The following is a 25,914-nucleotide window of genomic DNA, read 5'->3' as shown; positions in this document are numbered from 1 at the left end:
ACTCCGTGCCGTCCAGGGGCTCAGCGTCCGCCGCCGACGGCGGCCCAGCCGACGGCGGCCAGGCAGATCAACAGGACGATGCCAACACGGCTGGTAGCGATCCGGGTCATCGCCCACGCGGTCCCACGAAGTCCGGGCAGGCTGGCCCGGATCTTGCGGTAGTCCGTCCAGGCCCGCCGGGCCATCGCGTACGCGACGCCCGCGAACAGGCCGAACGCGACCCCGACCAGCAGCATGGCGACGGGTACGGGGCGCTCCACCAGGCCAGTGTCACCGGCGACGGTCGACGATCACCATCACCCGATCCGGTGACGGAACGTGATGATTGATGGTGGTGATGATCGATGGTGGCGATGGTCAGCGGTCGACGGGGAGTCTGTCGACGATGTGCCGGGCGATCTCGAACGAGCTGGTCGCGGCCGGGGACGGTGCGTTGAGGACGTGCACCTGCCGGTCCGCCTCGACGATCAGGAAGTCGTCCAGCAGCGTGCCGTCCGGGCGTACCGCCTGGGCGCGCACGCCGGCGCCGGCCGGGACGATGTCGGCTTCGGTCAGCTCCGGCACCAGCCGGGCCAGGCTGGCCGCGAAGCGCCTGCGGGACAGTGACCGGGCCACCTCGGTCAGCCCGTACCGGTAGTGCCGGCGGGCCAGCGCCCACAGGCCGGAGTAGCCGACCTGCTCCCAGACGTCGCGCCTGTCGAACCGGCGCCACGAGTAGCCCTCCCGGGCGGTGGCCAGCACCGCGTTCGGGCCGGCGTGCACGGTCTGGTCGACCATGCGGGTCAGGTGTACGCCGAGGAACGGGAACTGCGGGTCGGGCACCGGATAGATCAGTCCACGGACCAGCTCTCGCCGCTGCGGGACCAACTCGTAGTACTCGCCCCGGAACGGCACTATCCGGGCCGGCGGGTAGATGCCGGCCAGCCGGGCGAGCCGGTCGGCGTGCAGCCCGGCGCAGTTCACGAGTACGTCGCCGGTGACATCGCCCGCGTCGGTGCGCACCACCAGCTCGCCGGGTCGGGCCTGGATCCCGGTGACCCGGGTGCGCAGGCGCAGCTCGGCGCCGCTGCCGGCGAGGAGTTCGGCGAGCCGCCGGCAGACCGCGCCGAAGTCGACGATCCCGGTCGAGGCGACCCGCAGCGCGGCGACGGCGGCGACGTGCGGCTCGTACTCGGCCGCCTCGATCGGGTCGACAAGGGTCACCGGCAGCCCGTTGCCGACCGCCCGCTCGTGCAGGGCGTGCAGCCGGGACAGTTCGGCCGGTTCGGTGGCGATGACCAGCTTGCCGCAGACCTCGTACGGCAGTCCCTGCTCCGCGCAGAACCGCACCATCGAGGCGCTGCCGGCCCGGCACAGGGTCGCCTTCAGGCTGCCCGGCCGGTAGTAGACCCCGGCGTGGATCACCCCGGAGTTGTGGCCGGTCTGGTGGGCGGCCCAGCCGGACTCCTTCTCCAGCACGGTCACCGTGTCCCGGGGCCGGTCGGCACGCAGCCGGTGCGCCACCGCGAGCCCGAGGATCCCGCCGCCCACGATCACGTACCTGGTCATCCGCGCTCCCCGGCCGGTGGCATCGGGCCGATGGTATGCGTCGGTGCACCATCGGCGTCCGCCGTGACCACACCCCCCGGCGCGGGTCCGGACAGGACACTGTCGGGTTGCCGACTGATCTACCCCCGATCCGGCGACTCGCCACAAATATCAGTACTAGTCTGGATCGCCCCAATTCAGAGAACTATTCACAACGGGAGGTCCGATGCTGACCTGTGAGCGGCAGCGGCCGGCGGAATCGTGGTCGACCCGGAACGGGCAGTACGGCGAGCTGGCGTGTGGATGAACTGGCACGACTCCTCCCGTCCGGCGGGCTCGGTGCCGTCGGCGTCGGAGGCCTGCTCGTCATGATCGTGTCGTACCTGCTGAACGCCAATCGGGCCGACCGCAAGGAGTACCAGGAGGCGATCGACCGGGCGGAGCGGCGCGCGGACGACGCCGCCCGCCGGACCGACGCCGCCGAGCATCGGGCGGAGGAGCTGCAACAGGCCGTCGACGAAGCCCGCCGAGCGCGCCGGGCCGCCGAGGACGCCCTCGCGATCGTCGAACGCGAACTGAACCGCTACCGCCCGGACCGCCCGGCGTAGCCCGACAAGGTGCCGGCCCGACACCCCGGCGCGGCGAGGAGACGACGCGATGTCCGAGGAGACGGAAACCTTCCGCCGCCGGATGGACCGGCGTATCCGGCGGCGACTCGTCATCGTGGTGGTGGCGACCGCGCTGATCGCGGCAGCTGCCGGCTGGGGCTGGGCCCGGCTCGGCCGGCAGGCGGCGGTGGAGCAGCGCCGCGCGGCGACCGCCGTCTCCGGCGCCGAACAGCTCTGCCAGCAGGTACGCCAACTCGGCGGGGACTGCGTGGTCGACCCCGCCAAACTGCGCGGCGCACCCGGCCCGGCCGGGCCGGCAGGGCCGCCGGGACCACCGGGGTTGCCCGGCCGGGACGGCGACCCCGGCCCACCCGGCCCGCCCGGTGCACCGGGGCCGCCCGGTGAGCCGGGCGCGCCCGGTGCACCCGGTGCGCCGGGGCCGCCCGGCCCGAACGGCGGGCCCGGTGCCGCTGGCCCGGAGGGGCCGGCCGGTCCGGAGGGGCCGACCGGTCCGGAGGGGCCGACCGGTCCGTCCGGTCCGTCCGGTGAGCCCGGCCCGCCGGGCCCGAGCTGCCCGGCCGGTACGAGTCTGGTGACCGTCACCGTGGTCACCCCAGACGGACCACGGGAGATCGCCGCCTGCGTCGTCACACCGACGCCGCAGACCCGTACCCGGTAGGACCCCCGGCTCGTCGCCCGAGCCCTGTTCCGACAACGGGAGAATCAGGCAAGAGGGGGCGAGCATCCTTCTACTGCGTCACCTCTCCGATGGTCAGATGGATGTACCCGGATCCCACGCAGCAGATCTCGCTGCACCATCGAACAGGTGACGAACGATGCGGATCGCAATCGTCGTCGGCGCCAGCTCGGCATCGGGCAGAGTGCGGCGGTGCAACTCGCCAGCCGGGGCACGGGCGTCGTAGTGACCTACCGCGACAACCCGGCGGGCGACGGGGTGCCCGTCATCCGATGTGCGGCCCTCCACCGTCCAACCAGTGTCCGATCCGCAGCCGCACCGACTCGTGCATCCGAAGGTCGGCTACGGCGGCCGGATCGAACCAGGCGACCTCGGTGGACTCGACACTTACCGCCAGATTTCCGCCAACCGGGCGAGCGGTGAACGCAATCACGAATTCCTGCCGCACCTCGCCATCGGCGTACGCGATGACGTGCCGGGGGTCGGTGTAGATCCCGAGGATGCCGGTCAGCTCGACGTCGAGCCCAGTCTCCTCCCGGACCTCCCGCACCACGGCGGCGCCGAGCGTCTCGCCGAGTTCCATCGTGCCGCCCGGCAGTGACCAGTTTCCGGAGTCCGCCCGCCGTTGCAGCAGCAACCGTCCCTGTTCATCGACAACCACGGCGGCACCCCCGGGAACCAACGAGGTAGCTGCCGGGGCCGACGGGTCATCGAAGTAGTCCATCCTTCGGCTCACCGGCTGACCTCGCGCATCTGTACCGTTTCCCAGACCTGTAGGAACTGCTCGGCGAAGGTCTCGAAGATACCGAAGGCGGACAGCCGACGCAGGTGCAGTGCGGGATGTTGATAGCCGCGGTACCGGAACAGATGCGGAGTGGCGATCGCCTGGTTGTCGAACCGGAACCACGAGTTGTAGAGATGGACCGCGTGGGTGCCGACCTGCACGCCGTCGACATCGGCGATGCGGCCGAGCATCGTGAACGCGTTCCGGATCCTGCCCGACAGGGTCCCGCCGAGCTGCTCCAGCTCGTCACGCTCCTGGACGTGGTCACAGTCCGGGTCGGCGAGCGCGATCCGGACCCGGCAGCCAGCCGCGCACTTCTCGGCGATCAGGTCATGGACCCGCGGCGTCAGTTCGAACACGAACGGGGCGGCGTACCCGAGGATGTCGATCTGATCCCGGGCCCCGGTCAGCAGTCCGACCCACAGGTCAGTGGGCACGTCGGCACGGTGTGCGTACGCCGACACCACCTCGCCGGTTGACGCGAACCCGGGCGCCTGGTCCGGCCGGGACGTTGGCCAGAGCGCGGCCTCCTCCTCGCCGAGCGCCTCGGCCACGGCCAGCCGGTTACGCCGATGCGGTACCCGGCCGCCGATCCACCGATCGATGGTCTTGCTATCTACCCCGAGCCGCTGGCCAAGCGCGGCAGAGTCGAATTCGGCCCTCAGCATGGCAGCCCGCAACCTGTCGTTTACCGTCACGACGGCACGGTATCGGGACGATTTCGAAGAGTCAAAAAGTCTCTCAAACCGTCCTACGCGCCGTTCAACCGTCCCTTCGCTCTCCGTAGCGACCGCATCACGGGCGCCGGTCGGTTGTACGGCCGGTCCGGACGTCGCCCCCGTCTACGCCCGGACCGGTCCCAGATATCCGCCCACTGAGCGGCGCTCCGTGACCTGTGCTCCGGAGCGCCGTGGCGTACCCAAAGGAGACATCGTGATCATGTGGCGTACCCGCGGTTGGATCTGGAACCGGATCAACCAGGTCAAGGATTACCGCTGGGATCCCATCCGGCAGCGGTGGGTGCGAGTGGCAGGGCCGGACCGATGACGTCGATGTTCGACGGCTGGTCGACCACACTGGAGGATCTCACCGCCCGTCGATTTCTGCACATGCACCGCAACGGCGCCCGGTGCTGGCAGTGCGACACCGACGGCCGCTGCCGCTTCCTCACCTGGGCAGTCGACTACTTCACCCAGGCCGGCAACCCGATCCCCGGACAGGCCACAGAGATCCTGGCCCGCGCCTGCCACCCCGACCAAGTGTCGGCCGCCGAACTCCGGCAGGTGGCGCAGGATCTGCGGGGACGGGTCTGCAATGACTGACACGACCATGTGCATGCCAAGCCGTTGCTCGGTTCGCCTCTCGATCGGGCTCGCCGAGGTTCGTGCAGGTGAGAGAGTTTGGAGCCACGCCCGGGCCGCCACGTCAAGCGCACCCTGACAGACGGACGAGCGCTTGCGGGCCGGGCGGTGGCCTGCTCGGCTCGCCCGGGTCGCCGGCTGGCGGGATGGCCCGCGCAACCACCCTCGGACCGCAAGCCGCCGACGGGTTTCAGCCGTCTCGGAGCCTGAGCGCCCCCGCCGGAGGCGCAGTCCCCCCGGCCCACCGCCAGCTCGCCGATGCCGGCCGCCGTGCGCTTCCCTACGCCGCGCGGGATCGTGGCCGCGCGGCCCGGCCAGCTGCCGGCCCACACCTCACCGGTCAACGGCCTGTCGCTCCGCGGCGGCCCCTTGGGGTTTCCGCTCACCGCGCCAGCCGCCGGGCGTGTTGCGGGGCCGGAGTCGGAGCGCCAGCGGAGCGACGGACGCGCGCCGAGGCGGCGCGTGCGGCCCGTTCAGGGCCGCTTTGAAGACGTACAGAAAGTTTGAACCACTCTTGCCGGCAGCCGGGTCGTGTCCCCGGTAGAGGACGAGGGCGCGCTACGGGTGCAGCAGACGGCTCAGCGGATCGTCGGGCATCTCCACATCCTGGACGCCAAGACCGAGGACTCCGAAGCGGTGCTTCCGCTACCCGAGGTGATCTGGCGCGCCCCGCCGGAACGCCAGGAGCGCCAGGAGCGCCAGGAGCGCCAGGAGCGCCAGGAGCGCCAGGAGCGCCAGGAGCGCCAGCAAGTCAAGCGGGTCGCCCTGGCCGAGGTCTGGAGGGAACGCGGCTTCGTCTTCCCCTCTCAGCGGGTTACCCCGATCGAGCCGCGCAACCTGAGCCACGCATTCGCCCGGCTCCGGGAGACCATCGGGCTGTCGGCGTCGGCCTCCACGCTGGAATTGAGCGTCCCGCCGCACATCGTGCAGGCCATCGCCCGGCATGCCGACATGAAGATGACTCTCAAGGTCTACGCTCACGCCAACCTTGACGCCATGCGGCAGGTGCTCGACATGCGGCTGTCATGGCCGACCCTGGTGTCAGCGTTGCTGTCAACCCGGCCGACCGGACGGCTCCGTCACGGAACGCCCCGGTGGTGTTGGAGCCCCCGGCCGGGCTCGAACCGGCGACATCTCGCTTACAAGGCGAGTGCTCTGGCCAACTGAGCTACAGGGGCGCGATGTTCGTGGTCAGCATAGCCACAGATGCCCTCCTAGCACGTGCGGCGCGGATTCCGATAGCCGACACCGGGCGACGCCGGCAGGGCTTGCGGGGTGGACCATGCCCAGATGCCCGAAATGTTCGTCAGATGCGTCCCAGGAATGCCGCCCGACCTTGGCACATGAGAAAAACCCGTTTACCGTGGCGTGACGCGGATGACAACCGGGGCCGGCCACGGCTGCCCCGGACGCCATCCACGGCACCGGTGCGGGGCTCCGCGCCGGTCGTTCTTTCACTCGGATCGTCCGGCACGTTCCTGCCGGTGGAAGGAAGCGCTGCACCATGGCTACGGTCACCTACTCGAAGGCCACCCGGATCTACCCGGGTACCGAGCGCCCAGCGGTCGACCACCTCGACCTGGAGATCGGCGACGGCGAATTCCTCGTCCTGGTCGGCCCCTCCGGCTGCGGTAAGTCCACCAGCCTCCGGATGCTCGCCGGGCTGGAGGACGTCGACGACGGCTCGATCTACATCGACACCCGCGACGTCACCCACCTGCCGCCGAAGGCCCGCGACATCGCGATGGTCTTCCAGAACTACGCGCTCTACCCGCACATGACGGTCTACGAGAACATGGCGTTCGCGCTGAAGCTCCGCAAGACCTCGAAGTCGGAGATCGACCGGCGGGTGAAGGAAGCCGCCGCGCTGCTCCAGCTGGAGGACTACCTCAGCCGCAAGCCGAAGGCGCTCTCCGGCGGTCAGCGCCAGCGGGTCGCGATGGGCCGGGCGATCGTCCGCGAGCCGCAGGTCTTCCTGATGGACGAGCCGCTGTCCAACCTGGACGCCAAGCTCCGGGTGCAGACCCGTACCCAGATCGCGACGTTGCAGGCCAAGCTCGGCGTCACCACCGTCTACGTCACGCACGACCAGGTCGAGGCGATGACCATGGGCCACCGGGTGGCGGTCATGCTGGACGGCGTGCTCCAGCAGGTCGACACCCCGCGTGAGCTCTACGACAGCCCGTCCAACGTCTTCGTCGCCGGCTTCATGGGCTCCCCGGCTATGAACATCAAGACCGTGCCGCTGACCGAGGGCGGTGCCCTCTTCGCCGAGATGACCGTGCCGCTGACCCGCGAGCAGGTGGCGGCGGCCCAGGCCGAGGGCGGCAACGGCAAGGTCACCGTCGGCTTCCGTCCGGAGGACTGCGACCTGGTCTCGGAGACCGAGGGCGGCCTGCCGCTCGTCGTCGAGCTGGTCGAGGACCTGGGCTCGGACGCGAACGTGTACGGCCACGCCGCGATCGACGGCGCCTCGGAGCGGTTCGTGGTGCGGACCGACCGGCGGCACATGCCGAACATGGGCGACACCGTGTACGTGAAGCCGCGTACCGGCCGGAACCACGCCTTCAACGCCGTCACCGGCAACCGGATCTGATCCGGCAGCAGGACAAACCGCGTCGGGGCGGTCGCTTCTCGTCGGAAGCGACCGCCCCGATCGTTTCCACCGGACCTCCCGCCCGGCGTAGCGCTGCCGGCCGACGTCGGCGGGCACAGGTCAGGTCACGGTGGAAGCGGCCCGGTCAGAGGCCGATCCGGCCGGTACCGGCACCGCTGGTCACGATCGACTTCACGCTGCTGGCGCCGTCGAGCTGGTGCGGGTACGGAATCCCGGCCACACTTCCGCCACCGCTCTGCGGCGAGCCGGAGCCGACGAAGTGGTTGTTCCGCTGCACGATCGCCCCGGGGTCGGAGTCGGCGTACCCGACCAGGGTCGGCTCGTCGACGTTCTCGAAGTAGTTCCCCTCGACCAGAACTCCGGCACCCATCGTCGAGGCGACGCCGTACTCGTTGTCGTAGTAGTAGTTGTTGTAGACGTGCACCGGGTTGCCGAACCGCACCCGGGGGTGCCGGGTCCCGGAGCCGTCGAACCAGTTGTGGTGGTACGTCACCCGCAGGTGCCCGACGTCCTGGCTGGCGTTGTCGTCGCTGTGCCCGAGCAGCATCGACTTGTCGTGGCCGTAGACCCGGTTCCAGGAGACGGTGACGAAGTCCGAGCCGCGCTTGATGTCGACCGCGCCGTCGTACCCGTCGGTGAAGCTGTTGTGGTCCACCCAGACGTTCGTGGCCCCGGTCTCGACGTTTATCGCGTCGTCGTCCCAGACCCGGAAGTTCAGGTTGCGGACGATGACGTTGCGGTCGCCGTTGATCGTGAAGCCGCAGCCGGAGATGGTGGCGCCGGAGCCGACCCCGACGATCGTCTTGTTGGAGCGGACCCGGAGCATTCCGGAGCAGGAGATGGTGCCGGAGACCCGGATCACAGCCGCGCTGCTGGAGCCGACCGCGCTGGTCAGCGCCGACGCGCTGGTCACCGTCGTGGCCGCGGCGTTGCCGCCGCCGGAGGTGCCGCCGTTCTGGGTGGCCCAGCCGACCAGCCCGGTCTGCGGCGGCAGCGTCGGACCCGTCGTCGGCGGGGTCGTCGGCTGGCCGGTCGGTGGGGTGGTCGGCTGGCCGGTCGGCGGCCGGGTGGTCGCGGTCGGCGGGTTGGTGGGCGGCTGCGAGCCGACCGTGTCCACGCTGACGTCGTCGTAGATGGCGCTGGCGTAGACGGTCACCAGAGCGATCCGGCCGGCGCTCTGCGCCGAGTTGCTGCCCGAGCCGACCTGGCCGCCGTTGACGAAGCCCTGGATCGAGCTGCCGTCGGCCACCAGACGCAGGGTGTACCAGCTGCCGGTGGTGACGGAAACCGACGCCGAGCCGAGTACCGTGATCGAGCTGCCGTTGACCGCCTGCAACTCGGCCCGGTTCGCGTTGACCAGCGCCAGCCGGTACATCCGGGTGGCGCTGTCCACCCGCGCGGCGATCGCGACCAGGCGGTTCGAGCCGTTGAAGGACAGCGGTTTGACCCGGGCCTGGACCTGGTAGTTCGTCCAGCCGGTGTCTCCGGCGAAGCCCCGGGCCAGTTCGCTGCCCGCGTTGCCCTGCCGGTATCCGGGCGAGCCGTCGGTGACCACGGTCCAGTCGCCGCCGGACTTCGACCATCCGTCGGCGTTGCCGTCGTCGAAGTTGTCCGAGTACAGGGTGGCCGCCTGGGCCGGGCCGGGGATGATCCCGACAGTCAGCGCGACGGCCAGCAGGCCGGCGCCGGCCGCGACCAGCAGGCCGCGACAATTTCTTCTGTTCCGCACCTCGTCCTCCGATGTCCGCCGCGCACGCTCGGTCGCGCGGCACGTGATGGTGGAGTGACGGCCACCGCGACCCGGTGTCCGCCGTCTTCGCCGGTTCGGGCGGCGTCGTCAGGTCGGCAGCCGGCCGGCTCCCCGTCGTCGGACCGGCAGCCAATCGACTCCCGTCGTCAGACCGGCAGCCGGTCGGCTCCGGCCAGGGCCTGCACCACCAGCGGCACCAGCGGGGCGGGCAGTACCGGCCCGGAGCGCAGCGTCGGCGTCCAGCCGACGTCGCCGCCGAGGTCGGGCTCGTGCTCGGCGTTGTACGCCGCCAGCAGGCTCACCAGCCGGGCCGGCCCGCGCCCCTCGCGTACCCAGTTGCCCCGCTCGGTGATCGCCGTGCCGCTCCAGTCGTAGAGCAGGTCGGCGGCGGTGATCCCGGTGCCGAGGGTGAAGTGGTTGTGCTCGGCGTACACCGCGGACTGGACGCCGACGCCGATCGCGTACCCGAATTCGGCGCCGGCGAGCCGGTAGGCGTTGTTGTAGATTTCGACCCGGCCGAACCGCACCCGGGGCAGCCGCTGCATGGTGCCGTCGAAGAGGTTGTGGTGCAGCGTGACGTCGAGCCGGCCGACGTCCGGGCCGACGGTGTTCGACGAGCCGATCAGCATCACCTTGTCCCGGGCCACGAACCGGTTGTACGAGGCGGTCACCCGGCTGGCGGTGTGCGTTATGTCGAGCGACCCGTCGTGCACCGTGTACGGCCGTCCGAAGTGGACCGGCAGCCCGCTGTCCGGGTTGTCGCCGTCGGTGAAGGTGTTGTGGTCGACCCAGACGTTCTCGCTGCGGCGTACCGACATCAGGTCGAACTGGGAATTCCAGTTGCCGGCGTCGCCGTCCGTCGGCGACCAGGCCGGGAAGCAGTCCCGGGCGTCGGAGAGGGTCAGGTTGCGCACGATCACGTTGTCCGCGGTGTCCACCATCAGGGTCAGCCCGGACAGGGTGGCCCCGCGCAGCCCGACGATCGTGGTGTTCGACCCGACGTTTATCTGGGTCTGCCGGGTCTGGTTCGCAACCGACCTGACCCGGGCCTGCTCCAGCGGCCCGGCCGGTGCCACCCGTCCCCAGCTCGCCGGGTCGTACGCGGCCAGGTAGGCGTCCAGCGAGTACTCCGGGTCGGCCAGGTCGGCGCAGTCGAGCAGCCGTCCGTCGGCGGCCTCGAAGCCGTCGACCAGCCCACGGACGAAGATGATTTTCGGGGTGGTGTTCTGCCGGTTGGTGGCGTTGTCGCCACCTAGGGCGTGCACCAGCTCGGTCCGGGTGCGGACCACGTGCACCTGGTCCGGGGTGGCCGCCGCGCCGCCGGAGGTGCCGGGGCCGGCGGCGGCCCAGCCGTCACGGGCCGGCAACGCCTGCCGGCCCAGCAGCCGGGCCGGCAGGGACAACCCGTCCCGCCCGTGCGCGCCGGCCGGTTGTGCCGCCGCCACCAGGGCGCCGGAGACCACGAGAAGACTGCCGACCACGGCGGCGGTCAACCTGCTCGATCGCATGCCACTCTCCGCGTCTGTCCACTGTTCACCGGATCTCGTAACGACGACGAAATCTTTCTGTTATTGAACGGTAGGTAGCGGCAGTTAAAAGTGTCAATGCAATCTGTTTGCAGGAATGTTGCACGAAAGGAAGGCAATATCTATTGTCCCGGCGACCATTCGCCGAGAAGAGGGATATTGGGTCCGTTTTCTATCGGACGGTTGTCCCCATGATTTGCAGTCTCCAGCCCGTTCTCACGCAGGAACTCCGGTGCTCAGTCATCGCCCGCCTCCCGTTCCACCGCCGCCCGGTGCGGCTTCACCGCCCACGGCACGCCCAGCTCGGACAGCAGCGCACCCTCGGCCGCCGCCCGGCGCAGCGCCGCGTTGACCCCCCGGATGGTGAACACCCGGTCCGCTCCCCCGCCGGTCGCCAGCACCCGCTCACCGCCGACCAGCTCCGGTTCCGGCGCCGCGATGATCGCCTGCGCCAGCGCGGTGAACGCCGCCGTACGGGCCAGCGGCGCGACCAGCGGCACCCCGCCCGGGTCGGCCCGGTGCGCCAGCAGGTTCTCCAGCAGGTTCACCCGACCCGGCACCGCACGCGGCCCCGGATCGCTGGGCAGCGTCAACCGGTCAGTCGTGTACTCCAGCACCGCCCGGCCGGCGCTGCCGTGCACGACCACCTCGCCGGCGACGAACTCCTCGCCGGCGAGCGTCACCGCCGCCAGCACCGGCAGGCCGCAGCCGAGGGTCGCCCGCAGCGCGGCGGTGTCGTCCACCTCGATCGGCCGGGTCCGGTAACGCTCCAGCTCAACCTGGGCCGGCCAGTCCGGCGCGACACCATCCACTGTGGCCAGCGGCGCCACCACACCGGCGGCCACCGCCGCACCGGCCACCGCCAGACACTGCATCACCGCGTGCGCCAGCGGGTTCACGAGTACGCCGTCCAGCGCCGGCCGGCCGTCCAGGCTGCGCCGGCCCGCCCACGGTGCCCGCGCGTAGTAGCCGTCGGTGCGTCGCCAGCAGGCGACCGTGCTGATCCCGGTGACCTGGCCCAGCCGCCCGTCGGCGACCGCCGAGGTCAGCTCGCGCAGCGCCGCCGAGCCGAGCGCCTGGAAGCCGATCTGGGCCACCCGGCCCGACCCGGCCAGCGCGGCGGCCAGGGTGCGGTGCTCGGCCAGCGACAGCACCGGCGGCTTCTCCAGCAGCAGGTCCACCCCGGCCGCGATCGCGTCCAGCGCGATCGGCAGGTGGGTGTGCGGCGGGGTGCAGATCACCACCACGTCAGGACGGGTCGCCGCCAACATCTCCCGGTGGTCGACGAAGACCCCCGCACCCGGCGGGACGGGCGCGTCCGGTGCCGCCTCCACCGGACGTACGTCGACCAGGGCGACCAGCTCCAGCCGCCCGGCGTCGTGCAGCGGGGCCATCGTGCGGCGGTGCCACATCCCGTGCCCGCTCGCCCCGACCAGGGCCACCCTCGGCGGGGCACCCACCCCCGTCATGCCGCACCCGCCAGTGTCCGCTCCACCCCGTGCCGGTCCAGCGCGGTCAGCCAGCCGACCACCAGCTCGCGTACCTCGTCGTCGGCGGCGAGTTCGACCGGGAAGACCTCGGTCAGCCCGAAGAGCGCCTCCGCCGCCCCGGCCGGCGAGTCCCGGCCGGCGGCCAGGGCCGCCCGGATCCGGTCGGCGAGCGGGTCGTCCAGCGGCAGCTGCGTACCGTCGTCGGCCCGGCCCTGGACGAAACGCATCCAGGCCGCCACCACCAGGGCCGCCCACCGGGGCCGGGCCCCGGCCGCGCGCAGGTCCGCGATGGTGTGCAGCACCCGCTGCGGCAGCTTCTGCGAGCCGTCCATGGCGATCTGGATGGTCCGATGCCGGAGCACCGGGTTGGCGAAGCGCTCCAACACCTGCTCGCCGTAGTCGACCACCGAGACGCCCTCCGGCGGGGCGAAGCTCGCCGCCACGTCCTCGGCGATCAGCCGGCGCAGCACCCCGGCCAGGTGCGGGATCTCCAGCGCCTCGGCGATGGTCTCCCGGCCGGCCAGCGCACCCAGATAGGCGGTCGCCGAGTGCACGCCGTTCAGTGCCCGCAGCTTCAGCCGCTCCCACGGGCCGGCGTCGTCGGTAAGCACCACCCCGGCCCGCTCCCAGGCCGGTCGCCCACCCGGGAACCGGTCCTCGATCACCCACTGCCGGTACGGCTCGGCCGCCAGCGCCGCCAGGTCGCTCACCCCGAGCGCCGCCTGCGCGTCGGCCAGGGTCTGCGGGGTGCTCGCCGGCACGATCCGGTCCACCATGGTCCCCGGAAACGTGACGTTCTCCCGCAGCCACCCGGCGATCCGCTCGCCCCCGCCGTCGCCGACCAGGCCGAGCGCCTGGCCGACCAGGCTGTGCAGCCGCTCCCCGTTGGACGGCAGGTTGTCGCAGCTCATCAGCGCGATCGGGCCGGCATCGGCGGCGAGCCGGGCGAGCAGGCCCCGGACCAGCAGGCCCGGCACCGTCCGCGGCGGCCGGTCGCTGCCCAGGTCGGCCAGCACCGCCTCGTCCGGGCGGAGCAGGCCGGTCGCCGGGTCGAGCTGGTACGCCTTCTCGGTCACCGTCAGGGTGACCACCCGGATCGCCGGGTCGGCCAGCAGCGCGACGATCGCCGCCGGATCGCTGGCCGCGTGCCGGACCCCGGCGAGCGCACCGACCACCCGGGTCTGGTTGCCCGCCCCGGAGCTGCTGGTCACGCTGAACAGGCAGTCCTGGGCGGCGAGTTTGCTGACCACATCGGTGCTGCGCGGCGCCACCCCGACGATGCCCCAGTCGCCGCCGGCCGCCGCCACCGCCTCCTCGGTGTAGACGGCCTGGTGCGCCCGGTGGAACGCGCCCAGCCCGAGGTGCACGATCCCGGCCGGCACGGCGCCGGGCCGGACCAGCGGGCGGCTTCCCGCCGGCAGCCGGCGCAGCGTGCCGAGGCCGAGCCGGGACGCGTTGACCGTCACGCCGCCCATACCGGGCCGTCCGGGAAGGAGTACTCGGCGATCGAGGCCGGCTTCATCGTCGCGCTGTAACCGGGCTGCTCGGGCAGCAGGTAGCGGCCGTTCCGGGTGCGTACCGGGTCGACGAAGTGCTCGTGCAGGTGGTCGACGTACTCGACCATCCGGCCGTCCAGCGAGGTGCCGACCCGCAGATAGTCGAAGATCGCCAGGTGCTGGACGTACTCGCAGAGGCCGACGCCGCCGGCGTGCGGGCAGACCGGCACACCGAACTTCGCCGCCATCAGCAGCACCGAGAGCACCTCGTTGACGCCGCCGATCCGGCAGGCGTCGATCTGGCAGACCCCGATCGCCCCGGCCTGCATCAACTGCTTGAAGATGACCCGGTTAGCCGCCACCTCGCCGGTGGCCACCCGGCAGCGCCCGCCGGAGAGTCCGGTCACCGCCTCGGCGATCCGGGCGTGCCCGAGTACGTCGTCGGCGTGCGTCGGCTCCTCGATCCAGTACGGATCGAACTCGACCAGCCGCGACATGTTCCCGATCGCCTCGTCGACGTCCCAGACCTGGTTGGCGTCCATCATCAGCAGCGCGTCCGGGCCGATTTCCTGGCGGATGATCCGCGCCCGGCGTACGTCGTCGTCGACCGGGCCGCCGACCTTCATCTTCATCGCCCGCCACCCCTGGGCGTACGCCTGGCGGGTCAGTGCCCGGACCTTCTCGTCCGGATAGCCGAGCCACCCCACCGAGGTGGTGTACGACGGGAAGCCGTCCCGGTCCAGCTCGGCGAGCCGGTCGGCGAGCCCGACCTGCCCCTTGTCGAGGAGCGCGGCGGCCTCGGCCGGATTGATCGCGTCGATGACGTGGTGGAAGTCGACATTGCGGACCAGTTCCTCGGTCGGCATCTCGGCGAGCAGTCGCCACAGCGGCTTTCCCGCCAGCTTGGCCCGCAGGTCCCAGACCGCGTTCACGAGCGCGCCGGTCGCCATGTGGATGACGCCCTTCTCCGGCCCCAGCCAGCGCAGCTGCACGTCGGCGGTGAGCGACCGCCAGAACTGCACCGGCTCGGCCGCGATCTCTGCCATCGTCTTCCCGACGACGTGGTGGGCCAGGGCGCGGATCGCGCCGCAGGTCAGCTCGTTGCCCCGGCCGTTGGTAAAGGTGAACCCGGCGCCGAAGGTCCCGTCCGGCGCGTCGGTGCGCAACTCGACGTAGCTGGCCGAGTAGTCACCCCGGTTGATCGCGTCCGAGCCGTCCCCGGCCGCCGCCGTCGGAAACCGCACGTCGTGCACGTCGACGCCGGTGATGGTAACCGTCACTGAGCCTGCCTTCCGTTCGCGACTGCGGGCCTGGATCGCTGCGCTCGCTCATTCCTCGCGCTCACCGGGCCCCGCTTCCGAGCTTGAAGACCTTCTTGGGCAGGTGGTAAGCGAGGTCGACGATGGTCTCGGCGGCCTCGTCCAGCGGCAGCCGGTCTTCGGCGACCAGCCGGGCCAGGAAGCCGGCGTCGATCCGCCGGGCGACGTCGTGGCGTACCGGGATCGAGCAGAACGCCCGGGTGTCGTCGACGAAACCGGCGGTGTTGTAGAAGCCGGCGGTCTCGGTGACCGCCTCGCGGAACCGGCGCAGCACCTCGGGCGAGTCCAGGAACCACCAGGGCGCGCCGAGGTAGAGCGCCGGGTAGCCGCCGGCCAGCGGGGCCAGTTCCCGGGTGAAGGTGTACTCGTCGAGCGTGTAGACGACGACCCGCAGCCCGGGATCGTTGCCGTACGCGTCGAGCAGCGGGGTGAGCGCGTGCAGGTATTCGGTGGCCTGCGGGATGTCGCCGCCGACGTCCCGGCCGTGCCTGGCGTAGAGCCAGCGGTTGTGGTTGCGCACCGAGCCCGGGTGCAGCTGCATCACCAGCCCGTCGTCGATGGACATCCGGGCGAACTCGACCAGCATGTGCGCCCGGAACGCCTCGGCGTCCTCCGGCGTCGCCTCGCCGCGCAGCCCGCGTTCGTAGAGCGTGCCCGCCTCGGCCTCGTCGAGTCGCAGGGTCAGCGCCGTCGGATGGCCGTGGTCGGTGGAGGTCGCCCCGGCGGCGATGAACGCCTCCCGACGGCTACGCAACGCGGCGAGATACCCGGCGTACCGGCCGGTGTCCTCGCCGGCGATCTCGCCGAGGCGTACGACGTTGTCGGCCCAGCCCTCGAACTCCATGTCCACCACGTTGTCCGGCCGGAAGGTGGTGACCACCCGGCCGCCCGGCCCGCCCCAACCGTCGGCGGCGAGCTTGGCGTGCCGGCCCAGCTCGTCCAGCGGCGACTCGGTGGTGGCCAGCACCTCGATGTTGAACCGCTCGAAGAGTGCCCGGGGCCGGAACTCCGGCTGGCTGAGCTGCGCCGCGATCGAGTCGTAGATCTCGTCGGCGGTCTCCGGCGAGAACCGGGACCCGATCCCGAAGACGTTCCGGAAGGTCTCCTCCAGCCAGAGTCGGCTCGGGGTGCCCCGGAACAGGTGCCAGTGTGCCGCGAACCGCCGCCAGATGGTCCGCCCGTCGCTCTCCACCGGCTCGCCGTCCACCGCCGGTACGCCCAGCTCGGCCGGGCTGACACCCTGGCTGAGCAGCATCCGGGTCAGGTAGTGGTCCGGGACGATGATCAGCCGTGCCGGGTCCGGGAAGGCGATGTCGTCGGCGAGGATGCCCGGGTCCACGTGCCCGTGCGGCGAGATCAGCGGCCGGTCCCGGACCAGCGCGTACAGCTCGCGGGCGATCGCCCGCTGGCTGGGCTCGGACGGGAAGAGCAGGTCGGGCCGGTCGGACTGGGCAGACACCAGCGAACTCCTTGGCTGGTCGGTGGTGTAAGGAAGGGCCCCTGCTTATCGTTTTCTGTTGTATAGGGGGCCCTTCCTTGCACCCGGGTCATCAGATGGTGAGCAGCTCGGCGACGGTTACCGGGTGGCCGGTCTCGAAGGAGCGGTTCGCGGCCAGGCCGGTGAGCAGGGCGAGTGCGCCGTCCCGGGCGGTGGCGGCCCGGTTCATCGGGTCGGTGTGGCCGCCGAAGAGCACCGCGGTCATCCGGGCGTCCGCGCCGCCGTGTCCGGTACGGGTGTAGCCGGTCACCGGGATCTCCCGGGGCTGCTCCCAGAACGGCCGCAGGGTGAGCTTCGCCCAGCCCTCCTCCACGGCTGCCTGCACCCCGTGCAGTGCGGCGCCCTTCAGCTCGCCGGCCGCCTGCGGGCTGACGAAGTCGCTCTCCACCACCTCGAGTTCGAGCCGTCCCCGGCTGCCGTTGAACATCACCCGGTAGCCCTCCCAGGGTGCGTACGCGGTCAGGTGGTAACTCATGCTGGCCCCGTTGTCGTACTGCGCCAGCACCGCCATGTCGTCCTCGATGGTGACCCCGGGGGCGAAGACGTTCTGGTCGCGGTGGTAGCCGTCTTCGGCTTCCGCCTCCAGATAGAGCGCCCGCAGCCGGGGGTGGTCGGCCAGGTGCAGCGCGAACGGGTCGTCGGCGGCGTCCGGGGAACCGTGCGCCCGGTCGTACGGGCGGGCGTAGCCGTGTCGCCGGCCGGCCTCGTCGCCGTAGAAGAAGAGCCGGCCGGCGGCGTAGACGCGCACCGGGTTGGCGTCCAGCCACCAGTTGACCAGGTCGAAGTGGTGACTGGCCTTGTGCACCATCAGCCCGCCGGAGTTCGCCTTGTCCCGGTGCCAGCGCCGGAAGTAGTCGGCACCGTGGCGTACGTCGAGCAGCCACTCGAAGTGGACCGAGCCGATCTCGCCGACGGCACCCTCGGCGAGTACCTCCCGGACCTTCTCGTGCAACGGGTTGTAGCGGTAGTTGAAGGCGACCGAAACCTTCCGGCCGGTTTCCGCGACGGCCTTCAGGATCCGCTCGCACCGGGGCGCGTCGGTGGTCATCGGCTTCTCGGTGATCACGTCGCAGCCGGCCCGGAGCGCGGCGACGACGTACTCGTCGTGGGTGCGGTCCACGCTCGTCACCAGCACCACGTCGACCCGTTCCTTCTCCAGCATCGAGGAGAACTCGCCGGCCAGGTAGGTCGGCACCGGCGCGAAGTCGAGTTCGGCGAGCCAGCCGTTGTGCGCGTCCATCCGGGCCTGGTTGACGTCGGCGAAGGCGACGAGTTCGGCCGTGTTCGGGTGGTCGAGCACCAGGGCGCGGACGAACATCTCCGCCCGGGCACCCGCGCCGACCAGTGCGAAACGCTGCCTTCCCGGGGTTACCGACATCCCAGCTCGCCTCCATGGCTGCGAAGGTTCATGGCTGCAAAGGTTTGCAGGAGAAGTAACCACGCAAGCCGGGCGCCCGTCAACGACTTGGTGCGAAGCTACGTCCTTTATCCATATTTGCAACTTTGGAAGTGCTCCCACCGCTGCGCACCGCAACAGAGCCGTAACGAGGCACCGTTGACACAGGAGCAACCGTTTGCATTAATTGGCCAACCCAACCAAGTGACGGCAGACACAGGCAGCCACGGAGAGGACTCGCGTGCCAGCCACCATTCGAGACGTCGCGCGGGCCTGCGGGGTGCACATCTCCACCGTCTCGCGGACGTTCTCGGCCCCGCACCTGGTCAACCCCGAGACCCGGAACCGCGTGCTGGCCTGCGCCGAGAACCTCGGCTACCGCCCCAACCGGGCCGCCCGGGCCCTGATCACCGGCCGCACCCACAACATCGGCCTGATCATCGCCGACATCGCCAACCCGTTCTTCCCGCCGCTGATCAAGGCGGCGGAGAGCCAGGCCCGGCAGCGGGATTACCACATCTTCATCGCCGACACCAACGAGGACCCGGCGGTCGAGGAGGACCTGGTGCACGCCCTGGCCAAGCAGGTCGACGGCGTGCTGCTGTGCAGCCCCCGGATGAGCAACAGCCTGATCGAGCAGCTCAGCCGCGAGGTGCCGCTGGTCGTGATCAACCGTCAGGTGACCGGCCTGCCGGCGGTGGTGATGGACGTCGGCCAGGGCGCCCGGCTCGCCGTGGAACACCTGACCGGGCTCGGACACCGCGACCTCGCCCTGCTCGGCGGGCCGCGCGGCTCGTGGACCAACCGGGAGATCCGCCGGTCGGCCACCGCCGCCGCCCGGGCCGCCGACGCCGCCCTGACCGTGCTCGGACCCAACCCGCCCACCGAGGGCGGTGGCATCGCCATGGCCGAACAGGTACGCCGGACCGGTGCCACCGCCGTGCTCGCCTACAACGACCTGATGGCGATCGGCCTGATGGAAGGGCTGGACTCACTCGGGCTACGGGTGCCCCAGGACATCAGCGTGGTCGGCATCGACGACATCGCGCTGAGCCGGCTCACCCGGCCCAAACTGACGACGGTGGCCACGCCAGCCGCGGCCGCCGGCCGGACGGCCGTCGACATGCTCCTGCAACACGACGGTTCCTCCGCCGCACGCGCCGGGCGCGGCGGCGGACGGACCAGCACCGTCGACGACCGTCGCACCACCGCACAGGTAAGCCTGCAGACCGAGTTGGTCATCCGCGACTCGACGGGCGTGGGTCCGGCGGCACTGTCCGCCCGGCCCGCAGCGGCGGCCACCGCCGACCGCCCGGACGCGGCAGCTTCCGCCCGCCCGGGTCCGCACGGCCAACCGGCCCCGGGCGGCACGGCCGCGACCACCCCCGAAAGTGTCGCCTCCTAACGCCGAGGAGTGAACACGATGCACCCCGCCACACCCCCGACGGCCAACGCGCCCGCGCGTGGCCACCGCCTCCTTCCCCGTCGAGACGTGCTCCGCCGCATCACGGCCGCGATGGTCACCCTGCCCCTCGTACTCGGTGCCGCCGCCTGCGGCGACGACGAGGCTGAGCCGGGCGGTCCGGTCAGCATCGAGTTCTTCTGGTGGGGCGGCGAGGCTCGGGCCGAGATGACCCAGAAGGCCCTCGACCTCTACAAGCAGAAGAACCCGAACGTCACCGTCAACGCCGTCTGGCAGGCGTTCGACGGCTACTACGACAAGCTCGCGACGATCTCCGCCGGCGGCAACGCCCCCGACATCTTCCAGATCGACGACAACGGCCTGGCCGAGTACGCGGGCCGCAACGTCACCCTCGACCTGACGCCGTACGTCAAGAACAACAAGATCGATCTGAGCAAGCACGCCGAGGGGCTGACCAGGTACGGCCAGATCGACGGCAAGCAGGTCGCGGTCGCCACCGGCGAGAACACCCCCGCCATGATCTACGACAGGACCAAGCTCAAGGAGCTCGGTCTTCCCGAGCCGCAGGAGGGCTGGAGCTACGAGCAGCTCTTCGACTGGGCCGCCCAGGTGACCGCCAAGGGCGGCGGCAAGTACTGGGGCACCATGGACACCAGCTCCGACTACAAGGCGCTCTGGCTCTGGCTGCGGGCCCAGGGCAAGGAGTTCTACGACGGCAACAAGCTCGCGTTCACCGAGGCCGACCTCGCCAACTGGTTCAAGCTCTGGCAGGGTGCCCGGGCCAAGAACGCCACCCCGCCGGCCGACATCGTGCACGAGGCGGTCAACGGCAGCGTCGCCACCCAACTGGTGGTGACCGGCAAGGCCGCCACCTCGTTCATGTGGTCCAACCAGCTCGGCGAGCTACAGAAGGCCACCAAGAACGAGCTGGGCATGGTCGCGTACCCCGGCGACCCGAAGGGTCAGTGGGCGCGGGCCTCGCTCTACTGGGCGGGCTCGCGCAGCACCGAGCACCCGGAGGTGGTGGCCGACGTCATCAACTTCCTGGTCAACGACCCGGAGGTGGCCAAGCTCTTCGGTGTCGACCGCGGGCTGCCGTCCAACATGGACACCCGGGCGGCCATCGAGTCGTCCATGACCGATCCGGCGATGAAGACGACGGTGACCTTCGAGAACGCCCTGGCCCCCAAGTTCGGCCCGGCCCCGACGCCGCCGCCGAAGGGCCACAGCGGGCTGCGCAACAAGCTGCGTGACATCGCGGAGAGCGTGACCTACGGCCGCGCCACCCCCGAGGACGCCGCGAAGCAGTTCTTCGCCGAGGCCCAGACGGCGCTCGCCGGCTGACACCCGGCCGGGGGCGGAGGTCGCGAACCGGCCTCCGCCCCGGCCGCAGCGTCCCTCGAGAGGAGAACCAACCCGTGGCTGTATCCACGGCGGCCAAACCACGTCCCGGCGACGCGGCGCCGGCCGGCACCCCGACCAGGTCGACGCGGGCCAGGCGGCGACGGCACCGCGCCGAAGGCGTCGCCGGCTACGTCTTCCTGTCCCCCTGGCTGATCGGCCTGATGGCGATCACCGCCTTTCCGATGCTGTTCTCGCTCTACCTGAGCTTCACCAACTACGACGTGCTCTCCAGTTGGGAGCTTGTCGAGTGGGTCGGGCTGGACAACTACCGGCGGATGTTCGGCGAGGACCCGGCGTTCTGGCACGCGGTGACGGTCACCCTGACGTACGCCCTGGTCGCCGTGCCGCTCAAGCTCGCCGCCGCGCTCGGCGTCGCCCTGCTGCTCAACCGCGAGCGGCGCGGCGTCGGCCTGTTCCGCAGCCTGTTCTACCTGCCCTCGCTGCTCGGCGGCAGCGTGGCGCTGGCCCTGGTCTGGCGGGCCATGTTCGGCGGCGACGGCGCGTTCAACAGCTTCCTGGGGCTCTTCGGCATCCAGGGCGAGGCGTGGGTGAACGAACCGACCTGGGCCCTGGAGACACTGATGGTCCTGGCGATCTGGCAGTTCGGCGCCCCGATGGTGATCTTCCTCGCCGGGCTGAAGCAGGTCCCGACCGAACTCTACGAGGCCGCCTCGGTCGACGGCGCCGGCCGGGTACGCCAGTTCTGGAACGTCACCCTGCCGATGCTCTCCCCGGTCATCTTCTTCAACCTGGTACTGGAAACGATCAACGGATTCCAGGGTTTCACCTCGGCATACGTGATCAGCAACGGTACGGGCGGACCGGTCTACTCCACGCTGCTCTACACCCTGCACATCTACGACCAGGGCTTCGGGGAGTTCCGGATGGGCTACGCCTCCGCACTCTCATGGGTATTCCTGCTGGCGATCGCGGTCATCACCGTGCTCTTCTTCAGCACCGGCCGGTTCTGGGTGCACTACTCCGACGGAGACGACTGATGGCAGTCCAGGCAGTTCGGGCCACCCGCGCACCCCGGCGCCGCTGGCGCGGCACCGTCCGGGTCGTACTGCTCGTCGGGGTGCTCGGCTTCGTCCTCTACCCACTGCTGTGGATGGTCGGCTCGTCGCTGAAGTCGCCGAGCGAGGTCGTCAGCAACCTCTCCGTCATCCCCCAGGACATCACCTGGGCCAACTACCCGGACGGCTGGAGCTACGTCCGGAACCTCAGCTTCGGCCGGTTCTTCCTCAACAGCACAGTGATCGCCCTGGCCACCGTGGTCGCCAACGCCGTCTCCTGCCTGGTGGCCGCGTACGCCTTCGCCCGGCTGAGGTTCCGGCTGCGGCGGGCGTGGTTCGCCGTCATGATCGGGACCCTGCTGCTCCCCAGCCACGTGCTGATCGTCCCGCAGTACGTGATGTTCAACTACTTCGGCTGGATCGACACCCCGCTGCCGCTGATCGTGCCGAAGCTGCTCGCCACCGAGGCGTTCTTCGTCTTCCTGATGGTGCAGTTCATGCGCGGCATCCCGCGCGAACTCGACGACGCCGCCAAGATCGACGGCTGTTCGCCGTACGGGGTGTTCCGGCACGTGATCCTGCCGCTGAGCCGGCCGGCTCTGGTCACCACGGCGATCTTCTCGTTCATCTGGACCTGGAACGACTTCTTCACCCAACTCGTCTACCTGCCGAGCCCGACCAGCTACACGGTGCCGATCGGGCTGCGCCTCTTCATCGACTCCAGTGGTCAGACGTCGCTCGGGCCGATGTTCGCGATGTCGGTGCTCTCGCTGCTGCCGGTCTTCGTCTTCTTCCTGGCCTTCCAGCGCATGCTCGTGCAGGGCATCAACACCAGCGGGCTCAAGGGCTGAGGTGGCGGCGGTGCGGACTGGGACAGGTGGCGGCGGTGCGGACCGGGGGGAGGTGTCGGCGGTGCAGACTGGCAGTCCGTCCGAGCCACCCGCGCCGGACTGGCCCGAGCAGCCCGCCCCGGCGGCCCGGCCGGACTGGCGGGACACCCTGCGCGACGCCGCCGACCTGGCGCTGCTCGGCATCCTCACCACGGTCGCGGCGCTGCCGGTCGTCACCGCGGGCGCCGCGGTCGGCACCGCCAGCGCCGCACTGCAGCACTGGGTCGAGACCGGTTCCTGGCCCGGGGCGCACACGGCGCTGCGCGGCTTCGGCCGTACGGTGCTGCCCGGAGCCGGTGCGACGGCGGTGGCCGGGGTCGTCGCCGCCGTACTCGCGCTGAACCTGCTGGCGTTGGGCCGGGGCGCCGTACCGGGCGGGCCAGTGCTGGTCGCGGTGACCGTGGCGCTCGCCGTGGCGGCCGGCGGCTTCGCCGGGCTGACCGTCGTGCAGCTCGGCCGCCAGGCGGGGCAGGGCTGGCGGCGCGCCGTACGCGGTGCGGCCCGGACCACGGCAGCCCGTCCGGCGACCCTGCTCGCCACCGCCGGCACGATCGCACTCGCCGCGCTGCTCTGCACGCTGGTGCTGCCGGTACTCACCCCGCTGCTCGTCGGCTACACCATCTTCGGGCTGCACGCGGCGACCCGCCGGGTAGCCGGGACCGCCCTGCCGACCGGCCCGGACGGCGGTTCCCGACCGGAATAGGAGTTCCGGACCGGCGGCAAGGCTGAGCCCGCTCAGTCGACGCCGCGCCGCGGGACGGACCGGAAGCGCACCGGGATCGACTGCGGGGTACGCCCCCACGGCGAGGGGACGGCCTGCAACTCCTCGGCCGGGACGGCCAGCCGTACCCCGGGCAGCAGGTGCAGCGCGGTCTCCACCGCGGTACGCACGATCAGCCGGGCCGGAATCTGCGCCGGGCAGGCGTGCGGGCCGGCACCCCAGGACAGGTGCGCCCGGTTGCCGACCTCCCGCCACGGCTCACCGGTCGGGTGGATCCGCGGGTCGGCGTTCGCGGCGGTCATCCCGAGGATCATCGCATCGCCGCGCCGGACCGGCTGCCCGGCCAGCTCGGTGTCCCGCAGCGCGTACCGGGCCGGTGCGTTCGTCATCGGCGGGTCCCGCCACAACACCTCCTCGACGGCGTCGTCCACGCCGAGCCGGCCGCCCCGGAGCCGGCCGGCGAACCGCTCGTCGGTGAGCATCAACCGCAACGTCTGGGCGATGCAGCTCATGGTGTTCTCGTTCGCCGCGACCAGCATCAGCACCATGGTGTCGTAGACCTCGGCGTCGCCGCGCAGGTTCGGGTGCTCGACCAGATAGCTCGTCAGGTCGCCCGAGGGCACCCTGCGGCGGGCCGCCACCACGTCGGCGAGGATCCGCATCACCTTCTCCCGGGCGGCGAGCGCGTCCGCGCCCCAGGCGAACATCGCGGCCAGCCCGGCCTGTAGCTCACGGCTCTGCACCGCGTCCAGGCCGAACCGGTCCGCGATGGCCAGCACCGGGACGATCGCCGCGTAGTCGGCGACCAGGTCGGCCTCGCCCCGGCCGGCGAACGAACCGATCACGTCGGTGCAGAGCGCCGCCACCGCCCGGCGCATCGCCCGCTGGTCGATCTCGGCCATCCCACCGGCGATCGGGGCGCGCAGCCGGCGGTGCCGTTCCCCGTTGACGAAGAAGGCGTTGTCGTACGGCGACATCATCGGGCGCAGCAGCGAGTCCGCCGGCAGGCTGCCGTCGTGGTGCGCCGCCCAGTCGTCCGGGTCGCAGGAGTAGACCTGCTCCTGCCGGGTGACCGTGAGAATCTCCTGGTAGCCCATCACCAGCCAGGCCTGCACCCCGGGCTCCAGCTCGACCGGGGCGACCGGGCCGTGCTCGGCCCGCAGCCGGGCGAAGACGTGCTGCGGGTCCGGGCAGGCGGTGGTGGCGGCCAGCGGCACCAGGCCGGTCAGCTCGGCCAGCGGCTTGCGGAGGCTGGTGCCCTCGATCGCGGAATAGGTTGTCACGAGACCAGTTCCTCGGAGACGGGGATGTGCTGCGGGTCGGCGGGATTGTGCGGCGGCGTGGTGGCGACGCGGCCTCGCGGCATGGCGGCGGGGTCCTGTGGCGCGGTGCCGGAAACCTGTGGGACGGCGCCGGAGTCCTGCGGCGTGCTGGCGGGCGTGACGTCGAGGGCGTGCTGGACGAGGGCGGCCAGCGCGGCCAGCGCGGAGCCGCGGTCCCGGGCGTCGCAGTCCAGGACCGGCGTCTCCGGCAGCAGGTCCAGGGCGGTACGCAGCTCGTCCGCCGAGTGCTGCACCGTGTCCGGGAAGTGGTTGACCGCCACCACGAAGGGCAGCTCGGTGCCGATCTCCAACTGGTCGAAGACCTCGAAGCTCGCCTCCAGCCGACCGGGCCGGGTGTCGACGAGCACGAGTACCCCGGCGGCACCCTCGGCGAGCCCCTCCCACAGGTCCCAGAACCGCCGCTGCCCGGGAGTGCCGAACAGATAGAGCGCCAGGCTCTCGTTCAGGGTGATCCGGCCGAAGTCCATCGCCACGGTGGTGGTGTGCTTGTCGTGCACGCCGTGCAGGTCGTCGACCCCCTCGCTGACCTGGGTGACGATCTCCTCGGTACGCAGCGGCCGGATCTCGCTGACCGAGCCGATCAGGGTGGTCTTGCCGACCCCGAAACTGCCGACCACGAGGATCTTCACCGACTTGGTGACGGTCCCGGGCAGGTAGCCGTCAGAGCGCGCGGAGACCATTGAGCACCTCTTGCAGTAGTTCCCGGGGAAGCTGCGCGGCCTGGGGACTTCCGGCCCGCGCGGTCAGGTGACCCGAATCGACCAGGTCGCTGGCGAGCACCCGTACGACGCTGACCGGCAACTCCAGCCGGGCGGCGACCTCGACCAGCGAGAGCAGTCCCCGGCACATCGCCAGCAGGGCGCGTTCCTGGCGACCGGCCGAGACCGGCAGTGGCGGCGGCGGGTCGGTCGCGATCAGCAGCGTGTCGACGCTGACCGTGTTGCGCGACGGACGGGCCCGCCCCTTCGTGAGCACGTACGGCCGCAGTGCCGAGTCGCGGTAATCGCGGCTCCGGTCGTCAGAAGGGGTCATCGACGCTCCCCGGTCC

The 25,914-nt window shown here is 71.1% G+C and carries 23 protein-coding genes and 1 tRNA gene; 9 read left to right on the top strand and 15 right to left on the bottom strand.

Features of this window, described 5'->3' with window-relative positions; all coding sequences use genetic code 11:
- Nucleotides 1-20: 20 nt before the first annotated feature.
- A complete protein-coding gene (locus O7626_RS36975; protein ID WP_278065577.1) occupies nucleotides 21-260 on the bottom strand; it encodes a hypothetical protein in 240 nt (79 codons plus the stop codon).
- Between the two features lie 97 nt (nucleotides 261-357).
- Complete coding sequence (gene lhgO / locus O7626_RS36970; RefSeq protein ID WP_278065576.1) at nucleotides 358-1,548, bottom strand: L-2-hydroxyglutarate oxidase; 1,191 nt, start codon at nucleotides 1,546-1,548, stop codon at nucleotides 358-360.
- Between the two features lie 278 nt (nucleotides 1,549-1,826).
- On the opposite strand from lhgO, the gene O7626_RS36965 reads away from it, so the two are divergent.
- The gene (locus O7626_RS36965) at nucleotides 1,827-2,135 is read left to right on the top strand and encodes a hypothetical protein (protein WP_278065575.1); all 309 of its coding nucleotides are present in this window, start codon (nucleotides 1,827-1,829) and stop codon (nucleotides 2,133-2,135) included.
- Nucleotides 2,136-2,184: 49 nt separating this feature from the next.
- On the top strand, nucleotides 2,185-2,814 hold the full coding sequence (locus tag O7626_RS36960; RefSeq protein ID WP_278065574.1) for a hypothetical protein: 630 nt from the start codon (nucleotides 2,185-2,187) through the stop codon (nucleotides 2,812-2,814).
- A 283-nt stretch (nucleotides 2,815-3,097) separates the two neighbouring features.
- On the opposite strand, the gene O7626_RS36955 is transcribed toward O7626_RS36960, so the two are convergent.
- Both O7626_RS36955 and O7626_RS36950 read right to left on the bottom strand, forming a co-directional pair.
- Complete coding sequence (locus O7626_RS36955) at nucleotides 3,098-3,568, bottom strand: NUDIX domain-containing protein (protein ID WP_278065573.1); 471 nt, start codon at nucleotides 3,566-3,568, stop codon at nucleotides 3,098-3,100.
- The gene (locus O7626_RS36950; RefSeq protein WP_278066491.1) at nucleotides 3,565-4,284 is read right to left on the bottom strand and encodes an XRE family transcriptional regulator; all 720 of its coding nucleotides are present in this window, start codon (nucleotides 4,282-4,284) and stop codon (nucleotides 3,565-3,567) included. Before O7626_RS36950 ends, O7626_RS36955 begins: the two co-directional genes overlap by 4 nt.
- A gap of 375 nt (nucleotides 4,285-4,659) precedes the next feature.
- On the opposite strand from O7626_RS36950, the gene O7626_RS36945 reads away from it, so the two are divergent.
- Nucleotides 4,660-4,938, top strand: coding sequence for a hypothetical protein (locus tag O7626_RS36945; protein ID WP_278065572.1), 279 nt, complete (start codon nucleotides 4,660-4,662; stop codon nucleotides 4,936-4,938).
- A gap of 1,140 nt (nucleotides 4,939-6,078) precedes the next feature.
- On the opposite strand, the gene O7626_RS36940 is transcribed toward O7626_RS36945, so the two are convergent.
- A tRNA-Thr gene (locus tag O7626_RS36940) sits at nucleotides 6,079-6,155 on the bottom strand.
- 326 nt (nucleotides 6,156-6,481) lie between these two features.
- Between O7626_RS36940 and ugpC the strand changes: the two genes are divergently transcribed.
- Entirely contained in the window at nucleotides 6,482-7,573 is a 1,092-nt protein-coding gene (gene ugpC, locus O7626_RS36935; RefSeq protein WP_278065571.1) for a sn-glycerol-3-phosphate ABC transporter ATP-binding protein UgpC, read from the top strand.
- Nucleotides 7,574-7,718: 145 nt separating this feature from the next.
- Here the strand turns inward: ugpC and O7626_RS36930 are convergent, their stop codons facing one another.
- The 7 genes from O7626_RS36930 to O7626_RS36900 all read right to left on the bottom strand — a co-directional run bounded on the left by O7626_RS36930 (nucleotide 7,719) and on the right by O7626_RS36900 (nucleotide 18,051).
- Nucleotides 7,719-9,323, bottom strand: a complete 1,605-nt coding sequence (locus O7626_RS36930) for a right-handed parallel beta-helix repeat-containing protein (RefSeq protein ID WP_278065570.1) — start codon at nucleotides 9,321-9,323, stop codon at nucleotides 7,719-7,721.
- A 167-nt stretch (nucleotides 9,324-9,490) separates the two neighbouring features.
- On the bottom strand, nucleotides 9,491-10,852 hold the full coding sequence (locus tag O7626_RS36925) for a pectate lyase (RefSeq protein ID WP_278065568.1): 1,362 nt from the start codon (nucleotides 10,850-10,852) through the stop codon (nucleotides 9,491-9,493).
- Nucleotides 10,853-11,106: 254 nt separating this feature from the next.
- Complete coding sequence (locus O7626_RS36920; RefSeq protein ID WP_278065567.1) at nucleotides 11,107-12,339, bottom strand: Gfo/Idh/MocA family oxidoreductase; 1,233 nt, start codon at nucleotides 12,337-12,339, stop codon at nucleotides 11,107-11,109.
- Nucleotides 12,336-13,835, bottom strand: a complete 1,500-nt coding sequence (locus tag O7626_RS36915; RefSeq protein ID WP_278065566.1) for a mannitol dehydrogenase family protein — start codon at nucleotides 13,833-13,835, stop codon at nucleotides 12,336-12,338. Before O7626_RS36915 ends, O7626_RS36920 begins: the two co-directional genes overlap by 4 nt.
- Nucleotides 13,823-15,136 carry an enolase C-terminal domain-like protein gene (locus O7626_RS36910; protein WP_278065565.1) on the bottom strand — a complete coding sequence of 438 codons (1,314 nt, stop codon included), beginning with the start codon at nucleotides 15,134-15,136 and terminating at the stop codon, nucleotides 13,823-13,825. Before O7626_RS36910 ends, O7626_RS36915 begins: the two co-directional genes overlap by 13 nt.
- 61 nt (nucleotides 15,137-15,197) lie before the next feature.
- Complete coding sequence (gene uxaC / locus O7626_RS36905) at nucleotides 15,198-16,634, bottom strand: glucuronate isomerase (RefSeq protein WP_278065564.1); 1,437 nt, start codon at nucleotides 16,632-16,634, stop codon at nucleotides 15,198-15,200.
- A 91-nt stretch (nucleotides 16,635-16,725) separates the two neighbouring features.
- Nucleotides 16,726-18,051, bottom strand: a complete 1,326-nt coding sequence (locus O7626_RS36900) for a Gfo/Idh/MocA family oxidoreductase (RefSeq protein WP_278065563.1) — start codon at nucleotides 18,049-18,051, stop codon at nucleotides 16,726-16,728.
- A gap of 259 nt (nucleotides 18,052-18,310) precedes the next feature.
- Here O7626_RS36900 and O7626_RS36895 point away from each other — a divergent pair, with 259 nt between their 5' ends.
- The 5 genes from O7626_RS36895 (at nucleotide 18,311) to O7626_RS36875 (ending at nucleotide 23,505) form a co-directional block, all read left to right on the top strand.
- Entirely contained in the window at nucleotides 18,311-19,474 is a 1,164-nt protein-coding gene (locus tag O7626_RS36895) for a LacI family DNA-binding transcriptional regulator (RefSeq protein WP_278065562.1), read from the top strand.
- Nucleotides 19,475-19,585: 111 nt separating this feature from the next.
- On the top strand, nucleotides 19,586-20,836 hold the full coding sequence (locus O7626_RS36890) for an ABC transporter substrate-binding protein (protein ID WP_278065561.1): 1,251 nt from the start codon (nucleotides 19,586-19,588) through the stop codon (nucleotides 20,834-20,836).
- Between the two features lie 197 nt (nucleotides 20,837-21,033).
- The gene (locus tag O7626_RS36885; RefSeq protein WP_278066490.1) at nucleotides 21,034-21,894 is read left to right on the top strand and encodes a sugar ABC transporter permease; all 861 of its coding nucleotides are present in this window, start codon (nucleotides 21,034-21,036) and stop codon (nucleotides 21,892-21,894) included.
- Nucleotides 21,894-22,763 (top strand): carbohydrate ABC transporter permease, encoded by an 870-nt coding sequence (locus tag O7626_RS36880; protein ID WP_278065560.1) that lies wholly within the window; start codon nucleotides 21,894-21,896, stop codon nucleotides 22,761-22,763. The genes O7626_RS36885 and O7626_RS36880 overlap by 1 nt, the downstream gene beginning before the upstream one ends.
- A 10-nt stretch (nucleotides 22,764-22,773) precedes the next feature.
- A complete protein-coding gene (locus O7626_RS36875; protein WP_278065559.1) occupies nucleotides 22,774-23,505 on the top strand; it encodes a hypothetical protein in 732 nt (243 codons plus the stop codon).
- Nucleotides 23,506-23,537: 32 nt separating this feature from the next.
- On the opposite strand, the gene O7626_RS36870 is transcribed toward O7626_RS36875, so the two are convergent.
- The 3 genes from O7626_RS36870 to O7626_RS36860 are packed head-to-tail and all read right to left on the bottom strand — an operon-like array spanning nucleotide 23,538 to nucleotide 25,898.
- The gene (locus O7626_RS36870; RefSeq protein ID WP_278065558.1) at nucleotides 23,538-24,806 is read right to left on the bottom strand and encodes a hypothetical protein; all 1,269 of its coding nucleotides are present in this window, start codon (nucleotides 24,804-24,806) and stop codon (nucleotides 23,538-23,540) included.
- Nucleotides 24,803-25,546: an ATP/GTP-binding protein gene (locus O7626_RS36865; protein ID WP_347404833.1), complete on the bottom strand. Its 744-nt coding sequence runs from the start codon at nucleotides 25,544-25,546 to the stop codon at nucleotides 24,803-24,805. The genes O7626_RS36870 and O7626_RS36865 overlap by 4 nt, the downstream gene beginning before the upstream one ends.
- Nucleotides 25,527-25,898 (bottom strand): DUF742 domain-containing protein, encoded by a 372-nt coding sequence (locus tag O7626_RS36860; RefSeq protein WP_278065557.1) that lies wholly within the window; start codon nucleotides 25,896-25,898, stop codon nucleotides 25,527-25,529. The genes O7626_RS36865 and O7626_RS36860 overlap by 20 nt, the downstream gene beginning before the upstream one ends.
- Between the last annotated feature and the right edge of the window lie 16 nt (nucleotides 25,899-25,914).

Origin of the sequence: Micromonospora sp. WMMD1102 (assembly GCF_029626265.1) — a bacterium.
Classification (GTDB): Bacteria; Actinomycetota; Actinomycetes; order Mycobacteriales; family Micromonosporaceae; genus Plantactinospora.
The sequence above is the reverse complement of the archived record's forward strand: the minus strand, read 5'-3'. Positions and strand labels throughout refer to the sequence as shown.